The sequence below is a fragment of the Dendrosporobacter sp. 1207_IL3150 genome, assembly GCF_036763085.1.
In the GTDB taxonomy this organism is placed as follows: Bacteria; Bacillota; Negativicutes; order DSM-1736; family Dendrosporobacteraceae; genus JBAIYU01.
Map to the genome: position 1 here is coordinate 82,703 of NZ_JBAIYU010000021.1, position 15,878 is coordinate 98,580.

General features: G+C 38.4%; 14 protein-coding genes. 3 read left to right on the plus strand and 11 right to left on the minus strand.

Annotation, left to right across the window (positions count from 1 at the left end):
• Positions 1–112: 112 nt before the first annotated feature.
• The 7 genes from rpoE to V6C17_RS11535 form a co-directional block, all read right to left on the minus strand.
• A complete protein-coding gene (gene rpoE / locus V6C17_RS11505; protein WP_333522724.1) occupies positions 113–475 on the minus strand; it encodes a DNA-directed RNA polymerase subunit delta in 363 nt (120 codons plus the stop codon).
• 67 nt (positions 476–542) lie between these two features.
• Positions 543–2,204: an arginine--tRNA ligase gene (gene argS, locus V6C17_RS11510; protein ID WP_333522725.1), complete on the minus strand. Its 1,662-nt coding sequence runs from the start codon at positions 2,202–2,204 to the stop codon at positions 543–545.
• Between the two features lie 27 nt (positions 2,205–2,231).
• The gene (locus tag V6C17_RS11515) at positions 2,232–2,675 is read right to left on the minus strand and encodes a DUF1934 domain-containing protein (protein WP_333522726.1); all 444 of its coding nucleotides are present in this window, start codon (positions 2,673–2,675) and stop codon (positions 2,232–2,234) included.
• Positions 2,676–2,990: 315 nt separating this feature from the next.
• Entirely contained in the window at positions 2,991–3,857 is an 867-nt protein-coding gene (locus V6C17_RS11520) for a methyl-accepting chemotaxis protein (protein ID WP_333522727.1), read from the minus strand.
• A 220-nt stretch (positions 3,858–4,077) separates the two neighbouring features.
• Positions 4,078–4,581: a hypothetical protein gene (locus V6C17_RS11525; protein ID WP_333522728.1), complete on the minus strand. Its 504-nt coding sequence runs from the start codon at positions 4,579–4,581 to the stop codon at positions 4,078–4,080.
• Positions 4,582–4,653: 72 nt separating this feature from the next.
• A complete protein-coding gene (locus V6C17_RS11530) occupies positions 4,654–5,691 on the minus strand; it encodes a SpoIID/LytB domain-containing protein (protein WP_333522729.1) in 1,038 nt (345 codons plus the stop codon).
• Positions 5,692–5,743: 52 nt separating this feature from the next.
• A complete protein-coding gene (locus tag V6C17_RS11535) occupies positions 5,744–6,571 on the minus strand; it encodes a VanW family protein (protein ID WP_333522730.1) in 828 nt (275 codons plus the stop codon).
• Positions 6,572–6,675: 104 nt separating this feature from the next.
• On the opposite strand from V6C17_RS11535, the gene V6C17_RS11540 reads away from it, so the two are divergent.
• Positions 6,676–8,157 (plus strand): Mur ligase family protein, encoded by a 1,482-nt coding sequence (locus V6C17_RS11540; protein ID WP_333522731.1) that lies wholly within the window; start codon positions 6,676–6,678, stop codon positions 8,155–8,157.
• Here the strand turns inward: V6C17_RS11540 and V6C17_RS11545 are convergent.
• The 3 genes from V6C17_RS11545 to V6C17_RS11555 all read right to left on the minus strand — a co-directional run bounded on the left by V6C17_RS11545 (position 8,120) and on the right by V6C17_RS11555 (position 10,802).
• Positions 8,120–8,311, minus strand: coding sequence for a hypothetical protein (locus V6C17_RS11545; protein ID WP_333522732.1), 192 nt, complete (start codon positions 8,309–8,311; stop codon positions 8,120–8,122). The genes V6C17_RS11540 and V6C17_RS11545 overlap by 38 nt on opposite strands.
• Before the next feature lie 103 nt (positions 8,312–8,414).
• A complete protein-coding gene (gene larA, locus V6C17_RS11550; protein ID WP_333522733.1) occupies positions 8,415–9,689 on the minus strand; it encodes a nickel-dependent lactate racemase in 1,275 nt (424 codons plus the stop codon).
• A gap of 216 nt (positions 9,690–9,905) precedes the next feature.
• Complete coding sequence (locus V6C17_RS11555) at positions 9,906–10,802, minus strand: DUF2156 domain-containing protein (RefSeq protein WP_333522785.1); 897 nt, start codon at positions 10,800–10,802, stop codon at positions 9,906–9,908.
• A gap of 94 nt (positions 10,803–10,896) precedes the next feature.
• Between V6C17_RS11555 and V6C17_RS11560 the strand changes: the two genes are divergently transcribed.
• Complete coding sequence (locus tag V6C17_RS11560; RefSeq protein WP_333522734.1) at positions 10,897–12,531, plus strand: sensor histidine kinase; 1,635 nt, start codon at positions 10,897–10,899, stop codon at positions 12,529–12,531.
• Entirely contained in the window at positions 12,528–14,138 is a 1,611-nt protein-coding gene (locus V6C17_RS11565; RefSeq protein ID WP_333522735.1) for a DUF3369 domain-containing protein, read from the plus strand. The genes V6C17_RS11560 and V6C17_RS11565 overlap by 4 nt, the downstream gene beginning before the upstream one ends.
• 72 nt (positions 14,139–14,210) lie before the next feature.
• Here V6C17_RS11565 and V6C17_RS11570 read toward each other — a convergent pair whose 3' ends face one another.
• Positions 14,211–15,569 (minus strand): sodium-dependent transporter, encoded by a 1,359-nt coding sequence (locus V6C17_RS11570; RefSeq protein ID WP_442891490.1) that lies wholly within the window; start codon positions 15,567–15,569, stop codon positions 14,211–14,213.
• Between the last annotated feature and the right edge of the window lie 309 nt (positions 15,570–15,878).

The window sequence follows — 15,878 nt, forward strand, 5'->3', positions numbered from 1 at the left end:
TCAGGCGATTTATACTGGCCAAACTAAGCCTTATTCGACAAGAGTTTATACCCTCAAATCGTTTAAAAACACGCCAATAATTTTATCCTTTTACCCCGTCGATGTCAAGCGATTATTCAGCTTCACCTGGCTCAGTTGTTGCAGCTACATAGTCCTGCTGAATCTCTTCCAGCAGTCTTTCCCGCCTTTTTGTAGTTGGTGCAGAACTAGATGAAGAATCATCACTACTAGAGCGGCGAGTATTTTGCGGAGTCCATTCATTCAGCCCCCACATACCTTTTCCTAAATGAGCAAAGCGGCTATCCATATTTATTTGTGTATGAATTTCAGAAATAGCGTGAGAAAGCGATGCTACAGGTTTAGCCTTAATATCTATTACTTTATTGATTAAATCACGAAAATACATAGGCTGCCCTGATTGACGCAGTATCTGATATGCGATGTCTACTTCTATAGCTTGCTTCATGTCTAACATAATTAATTTCCTCCTCCACGATACAAAATACAATTTAATTTACTCTATCTATATAATTTTTTCTAAATTACATCTTCTCAGGTGCCGTAATTCCAAGTATTGATAATGAATGTTTTATAGTAGTTTGAACTGCTTTAACTAAAGCTAGGCGGGCTGCCGCTAGCTCATTCTCAACACCAATGATACGACATTGATTGTAAAAAGTATGGAATAAGCTGGCTAAGTCATGAGCATATCGGGCAATACGGTGAGGCGCACGTTCTTGTGCAGAATAAGAAACCTCATCAGGATATTCACCAAGCTTTTTAATTAAGTCGATTTCAAACTGTGATTCAAGAACACTAAGATTTACGCTTTTAAGATCTGCCTTAATACCAGCATCGGCTGCCTGGCGGAATATGCTTGAAATCCTAGCATGAGCATACTGGATGTAGTAAACCGGGTTTTCATTAGAACGTGATTTAGCAAGATCTAAATCAAAATCCAATTGACTGTCTATTGAGCGCATGATGAAGAAAAATCTAGCTGCATCCCGTCCTACCTCTTCGATAAGTTCAGTCAGCGTAACACTTTGACCGGTGCGTTTAGACATCTTTACAAGTTCGCCATTTTGGTAAAGGCTCACCATCTGAAGAATAAGGACTTCTAACATCTCTGAATTGTAACCAAGAGCAGCCATAGCAGCTTTAACCCGGCAGATATAGCCGTGATGATCAGCACCCCAGATATTAATCAAGGTGTCAAATCCTCGTTCTGCCTTATCACGGTGATAAGCAATGTCGGCCGCCAAATAGGTAGGAATACCATTTTCCCTGATAACAACCCTGTCTTTATCATCGCCATAGGCAGTTGATTTAAGCCATAAAGCTCCATCTTGTTCATACATATTTCCGTTAGCTTTCAGAATTTCACAAGTTTCACCTATTGCGCCATTTTGGTGTAAGGTACGTTCACTATACCATACGTCAAATTCAACATTAAATGCCTGCAAATCTTCTTTTAAAGCTTCTAGTTTCTCCTGTAATGCAAGCTCTTTAAAAACAGCTAAACGCTCATCAGCAGAAAATCTAAGGTATTTGTCACCTTCATTATTTACTATCCGCTGAGCAGTATCAATTATATCACGACCATGATAGCCATCAGCTGGGAATTCAACACGTTGTCCTAGTAATTCAAGATACCGTGCATTAACAGACGCAGCTAAATTATCGATTTGATTGCCAGCGTCATTGATATAATATTCACTTTGAACTTCATAACCAGCAGCCTTAAGCAAGTTAGCTAATGCGCTGCCGACTGCGGCTCCTCTGCCGTGCCCTACATGTAAAGGTCCGGTAGGATTGGCACTTACAAACTCTACCTGAATACGTTTACCAGATCCAGCGCTGGTATTGCCGTATTTCTCGCCCTTATTTAGTATATCGGCAAGAAGTTCATACAGCCAGTCGGCTTTTAGATAGAAATTAATAAAACCTGGTCCGGCGATTTCTGCCTTATTCAGCCAGGTCTCGCTCAGTCGGGCTACAATTGCCTCGGCTATTAAACGAGGTTTAGTTTTAGCGGCTCGAGCTGCCTGAAGGGCAAAATTCGTAGCATAATCGCCAAATTCCTTTTGTGGTGGAACCTCTAATATAACGGTAGGTAATTCATCAGCACTAAAAGCCCCGTCAGCAATAGCCTGCCGCGCGGCTTTAATAATTGCGTTATGTAGTAGTTCTTTAATATCCAACGCTTGTTCCTCCTGATCTAACCCTTTTCAATTAACTGCACTGCATACATTATTGTCATTACAGATTTTTATATGCAGTTTATTAGCGCTTTGCCATTGTCCATCGACAACTAGTTCATATCCTATATTGATAGTTCCAGTAGATGTACCAAAACTTATATCTAAATTGTTAGTCATAATAGTCAAAGTAATGTCCCCGTATGGTGTACGATAAAGGCTAGTGTTTGTTTCGCTTAGCTTAAAAACTTGTGTATGTTCTACCTGTCCTTTACGTACTAAAGTAACACAATCATCAGATATTTTAAGTAAAGTATTTGTTCCTTCCATCCCCGCTGTTTCATTATCTTGATACGAAATATAATTAACTCCGTTTTTAAAATAATGTCTCCCTACAGCGACTGATTCAATACGGTTTTCTTCTCCATAAACATCCTTTTGTATGCCAACTACTGACACAATAACCTTGGTCATAATGAATCTCCTATGCAACATGAATATATTATAGCGTAATGCACAGATATTGCCAACCTCTAAAGAAATTCCTACCTTTTATGCTATGCCAAAATAGCTTGTGCCAACATTAGTTAAAATTGGCAATCAGTCGCCATTTTATGTAATAAAGGAATTTTTTACTATCTTCGCCATAAAAAAACCGTAGCGCCGCTATCCGTGCGTTCCGGACAAACGGCGCCTCTTCTGGGAAAACCACTATTAGCGGTTTTCCATAGGTATTTTATGCAACTACAAATATAAAAATTCAAAAAAAGCTGCTATTTATACAATTATCTATTTCTTATTAAAAATTGCTACAAGTTCAGTAGTTGAACCTTGAACTGATTCAACCATGCCAATTATATCCTGCATAGCACGTGCTTGTTCATTCGATATCTCGGCGGATTGATTAATACCTTCAATAACCTTTTGGATAGCTGCCTGTATCTCTAATAGTATTACATTTATTTTTTCAGTAGCATCAGCACTGTTTTGGGCAAGTTTCTGCATTTCCTGAGCCACGACTGCAAACCCACGGCCATGGATTCCCGCTCTAGCAGCCTCAATTGATGCATTAAGACTTAGCAATTTTGTTTGCGTTGCTATTCCACGACTCATGTCAAGAATTTTACCAGTATCTTTTACTTTCTGAGCTGATTCGTGTGAAACCTTGACAACGTTATCAGTAGTAGCAGCAAGTTCTTCAGAGGAAGCCGAAATCTCCTCAACAGCTGCTGCTGCTTGCTGAACATTATCCGATACTAAATCAACGACTTTTGATACTGCCTGTTTCTGTATTTCTTCCTTAACTCGGTAGCCTACAATTGTCGCTGCTACTTGAGTCAGCGGCTTTGCAACCTCAACACTTCCGCTAATTCCGAAGCTGCCAATTCGTGTCCCGTCGATAGAAATAACACAATTGTAGCCTTCTTTTATCTGGGAATTTCTTGCTGCTTCTTCAGCCGTAACTGCATACTCATCCATTATCCCCTGCATAATTTTTTGGGCTCCACTATGTAATGTGCCAACACGTACCCCACCAACGGTGTCAGCAATAATGTTGCCATTTTCATTACAGACTATCATGTTATAACCTGTTTTACCTGCTACAAACTTTACAATCTCTGCTGCTAATTCTGAGCTAATTTTATAATCAGCCATTCCCCGCACACCCTCTCTGATATATAGAGCCTTTTAGAGAGTGCTTCGACAATAACATTCAAACTCCTGCAATTTTCAATCTAAAATAGCCGTAGCGCCGTCTGCTAACTGGTAGCAAACGGCGCCTGTTAGGATGAGGTGTCTTTTAACTACCTCTCCACTATTAATATATGCAATTTCTATTGAAAAAATTGCTATATCCTAAAAAATTTAAATGCCCTTAATAGCCGATAATTAGTAAGCTATCAATATATGTAAAGATACGTTCTATTTTGCATAAGCGCTTAATTGTGTTGTTATAAAATTCACTGCTGTTTTGCTGACCTTGTCTTACAACTGGAACTAGTAAAACCCCATGTCTGATAACTGATGATTCAGCAAACTTGCAAATATTCTTCCAAATATTATTAATTTCCCCTTTTTCAACCTCTACGGCTATTTGTAGTTCCGGATGGAAGAAATCTACTTCAAAATTAAGCCCACGTCGAAAAAGATTCTCATACTGACGGTTTGTAACAGAATGCATAAAACCTAATTGTTTCATATCATTAACAATTACTTTCTCGGCTTCAATGCTTTTTCTAAAAGGGGTATTGCGAATTTCGGCCAACGGATCAGAATTATTCATTACGACCTGGCACAAATGATCTTCACTGGGGTTGTAAACATTTTTGTGGAGGTATTGTCGGGGCGGGTATTCAAGCCGCTGAATCATTTGTTGCATTAGAAACTCCTTCCTGGCAACTAACAAAGCATTCATTGCTGAATGCTTTGTTAGCTTGAAACCATAACTTTACTATTGATATAACTTAGTAACTTCTGCCCCTACATAATAGTGATTAATTATATCAGAAGAATTTTTTCCCTGTTTAGCAAAAGTATAAGCACCCCATTGGCAAAGACCAACTCCATTACCCCAGCCTAATCCTTTGAAAGTAAAATCTTTGCCATCATAAGACATATCGGTAATTAAGGTAGATTTCAAACGGTCAAAACCTACAGCTTTTCTAAATTCAGCACCATATACTTTTTTATTCCCTGCACCTATAAACAAAATTCTACCAGATGGACCTTTTTCCAATATCTTAATATCACCTGGATTTCCACTATATCCTACTGCAGAAGCTACTTGCGACCCTGGTATCTTTACTGTCCACGACTTTATGTTATCAGGTGCATATTCAAAGCAATTATCTGTAACTGGCTGAAAATACGGCGCCGGATGTGGAATTTCTTTTGGAAAACTTTCATCTTTAGTTGCTGCAATTTGTCCGTTGCAGGAACTGTAAATAGCATTTATTAATCCGCCGCCATAAAGGAGTACTTGGCCCCTAGTTCTCTTAACAGCTTCACGGACATTATCGTTAACTTTTTCTGGCGCGAATGCCTGCAACTCTTCTTTAGAGGTACTAACATCTGCATTGTGCAGTCTCTTGATGGTGCCAGCCTCGATCGCATTAATAGTAAGCGTTCTGGAAGCTATGGCCTGTGCAGCTAATGCTTCTATCGGCCACTCTGGCTGCATTTCTTGCGCTATAACACCTTCAATGTACTTTTCTAAAGGCATACTTTCAATTGTGCCTCTGTCGGCTCGCCAAACTTTTACTACAGGTTCAGACTTATATTTGCTTGAATCAAACTGTGGAACGCCAGGTATTGGCTCAACCTTTTGTTTAGGCGGCACCGCTTGCGGTACTCTATCCATCGGCGCCGGACTAGGCGTCTCTGGAACTGGTTTAGGGGCGGGAGGACGCATTAGTGCATATACTCCCATGATTAATAGAATGACTGCGACTGCGATGATTGCGATATTTGACTTCTTATTTTTTAGCATACACTCCCACCTCAGTTGTTATTATGTTTAGTAACCTTGGTTTTTATACAAGCTATTTATCTATTGATAGCAAATCAACCGAAAGTTTTTTATTTTTCTCAATAACCCTAATTACGAGTTGTTTTCTCGATGTGTTGACAAATCTAAAATCTTTATCAGTATATATTGTCGCATCCCGCCCAGGTGGAACATAGTTTACTGCACGCGAGTGCGGATGCCTTTCAGTTACCTTTAAGTCTGCCGCTAGTACAGCATTATAGAGTGTGGATGAAACCTGGCACATTCCGCCGCCAACTTCTAAAACTGCCTGTCCATCTTCCCCAAATATTATGGCTTCTTGAAAGCCCTTTTCTTTTGTTGGCTCGCCAGCAGCTCTATTAAAGGAAAACTCTTGCCCGACTTCAAGATCAGTATTATTTATAAAGCTGGCTGTTAATCTTAAATTATGCAATCTTCCCGGACTGTCATCTAAAATGTCAGTAACGAAGCTACCCATGACTCTCGCTTTTCGCAGTTCGTTTTCCGTAATAATGGGTTTTATCACACTAAATATAGCACTAACTTTAGCATGCGGTTTAGCTTCCAATACATTGGCGACTGTTTGGTTAATGTCTAGCGTTTTCCCGGCTTGTTCTGACATTATTACTCCTGCCCCATCAAAGTACGCATTTCTTGCAGGCTGGTTTTTCTTGGCTGCAACCTCTTGCATCAGAATATTTAATTCCTCTTTTGATATTCCACCTGCATCAAGTCCTTCGACCGTGACTCCCGGCGAAACCCGCCTATCATCCAGTTTATAAGTCTTATTAGGCATGCAGGCACAAGAAATAATAAGTAATATTATTATAGTAAGTAGAAATATAGGAGAGCTTCTTCTCATAATAGCAGTCCTCTAAAAACAAATATTTTATCTTCCTCACTTTTAGCAGGTGTCAGTAATACAATGCTACTACGACATTTTTATAAAGCTGGGAAGTGAGTTTCATGTGTAAACTGGAGAATATACTGCCCCGTGCAACAGGAATTACCTGTGATTCTCGTAAAGTAAAAGCAGGCTTTATTTTCGTTGCTGTTCAAGGCCATAAATTCGATGGAAATATGTTCATAGATGATGCTATTAGCCGAGGGGCTATTGCCATAGTAACTGATTCAAAAAAAATCAACCTGGGTGTCCCAACATTTTTAGTCAAGAATGCTCGTCAGGCATTATCTCGGTTAGCCGCTGAGTTCTACAATCATCCTTCACGTGAACTTCAGTTAGTAGGCATAACTGGTACCAATGGCAAAACTACCATAGCCCATATGACCGAACATATTTTTCGCAGCCACGGGTTCAATACCGGTCTGATTGGAACACTCGAGGTAAACTTAGGTAAAACATCACATGCTAGCACACTTACTACGCCTGACGCTGCCGAACTTCAATATTATTTTCGAAATATGCGGCAAAATGGCGTAACCCATGCTGCAATGGAAGTTTCGGCCCAAGGAATTGATATGAACCGTACTGATGATGTCTCTTTTACTTGTGGAATAATATCGAATATAACAAAGGATCATTTAGACTTTTACGCCGATTTTAAGTCATACGTAAATACTAAAAAACACTTTCTTCATTTACTTAATCCTGGTACACCGCTGGTCATTAATGTTGATGATAAATTCTGTCAAGACATAGCGGCAAATTACTCTGGGATGCTTATAACCATAAGCTTATTCACAAAAGATGCTGATATATCTGCTGAAATAATTAGCACATCTACTTATGGAAGCAATATTCGTGTAAATATTAATAATCAGATTAACCTTGCTTCTGGCTTAATAATTTTGCCTGAACAACTTGAATTAAAACTAATTATTCCCGGACATCACAATATTCAGAATGCATTACTGGCAATTGCGGCTGGGCTCTTGGCTGGCCTTCCCTTAACTACGATCGGCAAAGCACTATCAGAATTTAAAAGTGTAGATCGTCGAATGACAGTTTTTCACTTAGAAGGCCGAACGATCGTTGACGATACTGCCCTAAATCCAGGCAGCATTAATGCTGTTTTTGAAACAATCAGGCACATGCGCTTCAAGCGATTAATTGTTGCAAATGCCGTTCGCGGCAGCCGTGGCACTCAAATCAATTCAGATAATGCTGAGGTTCTTGCTAAGTGGCAGCAGCATTTACCTTTTACTCTTCTTGTCACTTCATCAACTGAAGCGGTCGACCCCTTGAATATTGTAACCACAGAAGAGTTACGAACTTTCATTCAGACTCTTCACTTTCTAAACGCCGATTATACATATATTGCATCTTTGCACGAAACTATAGTTCATGCCTATGAGCTCACTTCGCCAGGTGATCTTTTACTGCTAATAGGTGCGCAGGGTATGGATAAAGGACGCCAAATATTAACTGCGCTTTCACGTTTGGAATGTATTAATCCGTTGTTGTCCTCATCCTGTCCCTTTTTGTGAGATTTTTAGTCGAATGTGTATGAACATCGGCTCTAATCAGCTCTGGAGCAGGCGAAAACATTATCTGTTCGAGTTCTGGTTTTTTGAGTTCTTCAATATTTAGTTTTACTTGTTCATCATGGTTAGACATAATGCCATCGTTAGAAATATTCATTTTACACACCTCCAGTAATTTATTATATCCATCTGTATTTAAAAGATAAAATAAAGTGATAAAGGCACATAAACAATAGTGTTTATGTGCCTTTATCACTTTATTAACCAACAATAACTGATACTCCGTCAGGAACTACAGTATATCGAGCATCTGCTCCAGCTATCTCTTCGGCCATTGCCATAGCCTCGGGAAGTGTTTTTGCTACCTTCATCTGCATATCAGTGATAAGCTTTGGATCACATTGATCGGAAACCAAAATTACAGTATGTTTAAGTAATACACGTGCTAATATTTGAGCTTCCCATTGATCCGCTATAGTCTCTTCCGCTGGTATTTTCATAATTTTATCCATCACAGCTTGTGCATCTTTGGCCTCGGTAAACCAGCGGTAGAAAGCCTCCCCTCCATGGCCGTCATTGCAAGCAGCACATATTATTATGACTCCACCCTTTTTACAGGTAGCTTCAGCAGCCGTCATCCCCTTGACTGCCTGATAAATATTTTGATCAAGCGGGTAGCCGCCATTAGAGGTAATTACAATATCCGCTGGTTTAGCTTCTAATCGTGCCAAATCACCAGCAAATACAGTACCTTCTAAGTGGGCTTTTTCTACATCACCTGCGTAAGCTTTGATGATTTTTTTGTCTGAGTCTATGATAACATTTAAAATAAATGCAAGTTTAGCGGTTTTTGCTGCATGAAGCATATCGATGTGAATAGGATTTCCGTCTAACACACCAGTTCTGGCATTTTCGTGAGCAATAAATGCAGCATTATGGTTTGCTAAAACGGTAACTTTACTCACAACCCCTGGTAGTACACTTTTACGTCCACCTGAGAATCCTGCAAAAAAGTGTGGTTCTATAAACCCTTCAGATACTAATAAATCTGCCTCAACTGCAACCTTATTAATTACAATATCACCACCAGAAGGCAGCTTACCAATATTCACCATAACATTTGGATCGAAGGCATTGTGAATAACAATTTTCTCGTTGGCAACTATTTCTTCACCAAATTTATGGATAAGCTCCTCTTTAGTGGTTAAGCGATGAAAGCCAGTAGCAATTAAAAATGTTATATCTGCATCAGGATTGCCGCTGCGAATCTCCTCGAGCATTACTGGAGCCATGATTTTACTTGGAACAGGTCGAGTATGATCGCTTGCGATAATGACTATTTTCTTTTTACCTTTTGCTAATTCTCTCAGTCTTGGTGTACCAATAGGATTTTCTAGCGCCTTACGCACCAGTTCCTGTTCGCCTGCCTCAGGATGATAGTGATGAGCTTTTGATTCAAGTATACCTTCAAGCCGGTCATCTGGTACATTAGCAACTAAGTACGACTTAGCATACGGAATTTTAATCTCTGCCATTATTTATTCTCTCCTTATACTCTATTTACCCCTACACATTTGTAGGGCAAACACCTACATTACTATTATACTTTGCTAATTATTTTCAAAATCCTTTTGAAAAAAGTATGTTAAATTATTAATTTACTTAAAACTCCTTTATTATTCATATACTAGAACAAATTTCCATGCAAAAAAAAATAGCCTGCCGCTGCGATGCAATGGTCAGGCTATTTTTTACTGTTCTGATAAAGTAACTGTATATTTTTCAATCATTTTAACAGGATGATAACTTTGTTTAGCTTTTCTTAAGCCAGGAATGCCCATATCTTCTTCACGGTTAATATATTCCATACTACCCCAGCTATGTTTACAAAATTCTTGGTTAATAGCTGCATAAATTCCCTTTATATCTGGGTTAGCCTTTTCTACATGAATTACCGCTGTATCCTTATTTAGTCTTTCACCGAAACTAAAGGCTTCAACCTTTTTATCAACTAATACTACCCCGCCAACTAGTTTAAGCACATCAAAATTACTAAATACTTCGACGATAGCATTCTTCTCAGCTAATAACATAGGATCTTTTGAACAGCCGCGTTTTTTACACCATTCATTAGTATTGGCTATACACTGCTCAATAAGATCTGATGTTAATGGAAGATACTCGGCATCACTGTGATTTTTCCGAAAGCTATTCACGTGATTCTTTTTAGAATGATAGCTTCGACCTTTAAGTTCAATTAAATCTTGCGCTCGATAAACGTAATCATAATTGTCTCTATCACTAGTAAAGGTAAATTCACCAGGCATTAGCTGCTCAATTAAATTAGCGACACGAGCTTCAACACCTCGTAAAGTAAATGGATTTCCTGTTTCCTTAAAATACTGCTGCCATTTTCCAATTGCATTATCCAGCAAATCATCCGGTCCTATCGGCTGAAGTGCAAAGTTGTGAGTACCCCATGCAGCCCGAATATATAAGAATTCTTCTTCAACCGTCCATTCTATCTGGTAGACATTACGCCACATAAATAGATTGGTAAAGTTAAGATGAGCATTTTCATAGTAATTCTTCTGGAAAAACTCATCAAAAATAGGCTTATTATCTAATTCTATCTTTCGGAAATTAATAAAAAACCCCTCCTATCGAAACTCTTTCCGAAATCCAAACTAAATTATACCAGTTAATTCCTCTTGCTACAAACATTCAAATAAAGTTGAATAATTGCGTAATTTATTAATTTTCAGATTATGGCAGGATTTTACTATTTACACGCAGTATTTATGTTTTGCACATACTTATATATTATACGCTGTCGATATTTTACTTGTTCTGGAGGTGATTCAAATTCCTCTACATAAGCCAATTAAAAATGAACTAGAAGCAGTCGGTATTACCAAACAGATGATTTTTGATAATAACTCTATTTTAGATATTGAAAACATTGCATTAACTGATTTGATATCTATAGAAGAGCTTCAACAAATTCAAAATGTTTGTGCTGATGCTTTTGGAATAGCATCAATTATTACTACTTTAGATGGTCAACCAATAACTCAGCCTAGCAATTTTTGTAAGGTATGTGAGTTAGTAAGAGCAACCGAATTGGGACGCCAAAATTGCATGCGTTCAGCACAATTTATCGGAAATAAAGCCCATGAACTATTGGAACCAACATACGAAAAATGCCTGAGTTGCGGATTTATTGATGCAAGCGCCCCAATCATAGTGGCTGGCGAGCATATAGCTAACTGGGTTTTTGGCCAAATTCGAAATAGTGATGTGAAAGAGGAAGATATCAGGTTATACGCAACTGAAATTGGCTTGTGCCCTGATGAACTTGCGGCAGCATTATCTCAAACACATATTATGCCTTTAAACCAGTTTAATAACTGTATTAGACTAATATGGATGATGGCTCAAAAGTTATCAACCTTAGCATATAATAATTTACGCTTATCAAATGATAATATGAATTTGCTGTTAGCAGAGCAGGCAATTAAACAACTGAATAAAGACCTAGAAAATCGCATCTGGGAATATGAAGCAGCAAATAACGAATTGCAGGAAACTTTAGCTTCCTTACAGGAAACGCAAGCCCAACTGATACAGCAGGAAAAAATGGCTTCCTTAGGCAGTCTTGTTGCTGGCATCGCTCACGAAATTAACACACCCTTAGGGGTTGGCGTTACTGCCGCATCATACTTAGACCAGCAAACTAAGTTGGCTGAGCAGCTTTTTGCTACTGGCATGATTAAAAAGTCAGATTTCGAAAAATATCTAACTGCCAGTAGCGATGCTGCTAACATTATCTTGCTAAATCTCCGTCGTGCATCAGAGCTCATTAATAGTTTTAAGCGTGTTGCAGCTGATAGGGTTAGTGAAAATCGTCAGATTTTTAATTTTAAAAATTACCTTGGAGCAATCATCTTAAGTCTAAGACCTAATTTAAAAAAATCTAATCATAACCTGTTAATCGAGTGCGATGAATTTATTGAAATTGATAGTTACCCAGGAGCTTTTTCTCAGATAATTACAAACCTTGTAATGAACTCACTGATTCACGCTTATCCTGATGGAAGACAGGGTAATATCAAAATAGATGCTAAAATAGTTTCAAATCAGTTTATACTTACCTACTCTGACGATGGGGCAGGTATATCAGAAAGCAATCTCGACAAAATCTTTGAACCCTTTTTTACAACTCGCAGGGGAAAAGGCGGAACTGGTCTTGGGTTAAATATTCTTTTTAATCTTGTCACCCAGACACTACAAGGCAATATAAAATGTCAAAGTAGCGTCGGTCAAGGATCTAGTTTTATTATAACAGTGCCGATTGTTAATGGAGGAACGCCATGATCGAGTTACAGCCTTCTGATGAATTGTTTTTTGCCGATGAAGAAGCGGCTGCTGTCACCAATGATATTATGCCTATCGAAAAGGAATGCTGGAAAGTTCTTATTGTTGATGATGAGCATTCCGTGCACGCTGTAACTAAGTTGGCATTACAAAATTTCAAATTCGAAGGCAAAACGCTTAGCTTTTTCAGTGCCTATTCTGCTGCAGATGCCAAACAACTTATCCAAGAAAACCCTGACACTGCTATTGTGCTTCTTGATGTAGTAATGGAGACAGATGATGCTGGGTTAGAAGTAGCAAAATTTATTCGTGAGGAAATTAAAAACCCATTTGTTAGAATCATTCTGCGTACAGGACAAGCTGGACAGGCTCCAGAAGAAAGAATTGTTATTGATTACGATATTAATGACTATAAAGAAAAAACCGAACTGACTGCCCGCAAGCTTTTTACTACCGTTGTGTCCTCCCTTCGCGCCTTTCGTGATATTATTACAATTGATGCAAACCGTAAAGGTTTAGAAAAAATAATTGAGGCATCTTCTACAATATTTAAGATGCAGTCCATGACAAAATTTGTATCGGGAGTTTTAACACAACTAATTGCGATTCTAAAATTAAATAAAAATTCTATCTACTGCCGAGCTTCAGGCTTTGCTGCAACAAAAAATAACGGTGAGTTTTTAATTCTAGCCGCTACTGGAGATTATCAAAATTCTATAAATAAAAATATTGATGAAGTTGCACCGTTCTCGCTGCAGGAAGAACTTCATCAAGTTTTTAAAACTAAGCAAAGCAGTTACTTTTCTGATCATTTCATTGGCTATTTTAATAGTAGTTCCGGCTCTGAAAGCATAATATATCTGCAAGGTCTAAACCACCTCGATGACATCCAGAGAGATCTTATTACCGTCTTTTTAACTAACGTATCTACAGGCTTTGATAATCTTTACCTTCACCAGGAGTTATCTAATAATCAAACCGAACTGCTCTTTACTTTAGGGGAAATCGCAGAAATTAGATCTCAGGAAACAGGCTGTCATGTTAAGCGTGTTGCAAAATATACCAAACTTTTGGCTTTAAAATACGGACTCAGCCCTGAAGAGGCTGAATCTTTAAATTTAGCGTCTGCTATGCATGATATTGGCAAACTATCAATAAAAGACAGTATTCTTAATAAACCTGATAAACTTACAGATGAAGAGTTCCGGATTATTAAAACCCACGCAATAGCTGGCTATCAACTTCTCAGAACCTCTAGTCGTAAATTATTGCAAACAGCAGCACTGATTGCCTTGCAGCATCATGAGAAGTATGACGGATCAGGATATCCCAAAGGCCTTAAAGGCGAGGAAATCCACATCTATGGCCGTATAACAGCTCTCGCAGATGTATTTGACGCACTAAGCTCTGACCGTGTATATCGCAGGGCTTGGCCTCTAGATAAAATTTTAGCCTACATTAAAGAACAGCGCGGGCTTCATTTCGATCCACAACTGGTTGACATTATGTTCGATAATTTAGAAGAGTTTATAGAAATTCGCGATTCGTGTCTTGATACATATGATAACTCTTTATTAGTTGATAGTACTACTTGTTCTCTGTTTTAGAGTATCTTTGAAATATCTCGTTAAATGTAAAAGCACCTTGCATGGGTTTGCAAGGTGCTTTTACATTGTGAATTAAAATTTTATAATCCCTATTGAGTTTAAAAACACAATAAGCAATAGCGCTGGTGTAACATAACGTAGAATGAAATAATATACATTAAACACAAAATCTATGTTCAGTTTTCCATTATTAGACATTTCACGTTTGATATCTTCTTTCTTAACTATATATCCTATAAATATTGCAATTAGAAGACCACCAACAGGTAGCAATATATTTGAAGAGATATAGTCAAACCAATCAAAAAAGCCTCGTCCTAAGAAGGTATAACTTCCTAACAGACTTGCTTTATCAACAGATAAAGTTGCTAAAATTCCGATAGACGCAATGATAACCGCATTTATTATTGCAGCTTTAGGACGTGAAACACCACGTTCCTCGTTTAGATACGCTAATGGAACTTCAACTAATGATAACATAGCCGTCGTAGCGGCAATCGAAGTTAAAAAGAAGAAGGCAACTAAAAGTACATTACCAAAAGGAATTTGTGAGAAAACCAGTGGTATTGTCATAAATAATAACCCCGGACCAGCACTTGGTTCCATCCCAAATGAAAATACTGTTGGAAATATTGCGATACCAGCTAAAAGGGAAACTAGAGTATCAGATAAGGCGACCTTCGTTGCAGTTCCAAAAAGATTATTATCCTGAGTAAAGTAGCTGCCATAGGTAATCATTGTACCCATACCCAGTGACAATTTGAAAAAGGCTAGACCGAGCGCCGTCAGAACGGCAGCTGCTGTAAGTTTACTGAAATCAACCTGAAATAGAAAATTAATTCCTTCCATTGCACCAGGCAGCGTTAATGCACGGATATCACAAATTATAATTAATACGAAAAGCAATGGCATTAACGTCTTGGTTATTTTTTCTATACCATCTTTTACACCCATGGCTAAAATTGAAGCAACAACAGCCATTACAATAAACTGCCATACAATTGGTGATAATGGTCCCATTATCACTTCACCAAATTGTGTTTTAGCAGCAGCCATAGTGATTCCGGCAAAATCGCCTTTGATAGCTTTGAAGAGATAAAAATACACCCAGCCCGCAACGCAGCTATAGAAGAACATTATTAAATAAGACGACAATGCTCCCATAATCCCAATATACTTCCAGGATGTTCCCGGCTTTAATTGGTTGAGTGCCCCTACTGCATTTTTCCGCGTCTTTCGTCCAATGTAAAATTCACCTAACATTACCGGTAAACCTACAAATAAAATGCAAAGAAAATACACTGCCAGGAACGCACCGCCACCATATTGCCCAGTAAGGTATGGGAACTTCCATATGTTACCTAACCCTACGGCTGAGCCTAAAGTAGCAAAGAAAACTGCTAACCCTGAAGAAAACGTTTCTCTTTTCAATTTTCCCACTCCCGTATGTATTTAATGTATACTGCAAAGATACTCCATCTTGCATACAAGTATCTCCACCCTTCCCTTAAACAAAGTACTGCTTGTCCTTTGGAGACACCGAAGGACAAGCAGTACCGGGGTTGCTCAGTTCACGGCACAGACACTTACGGTCTGGCTAATTTCACGGCAAAAAGAAGCCTTAGAAATTTGCTTGTTTGCAGTCCGTGTACATACTAACAAATCTAAATAGGCATGTCAAGTGTACTGTCTTATATTTAGGGATAACTATGATTTAAACTAAATTTTCATTGCAAATTA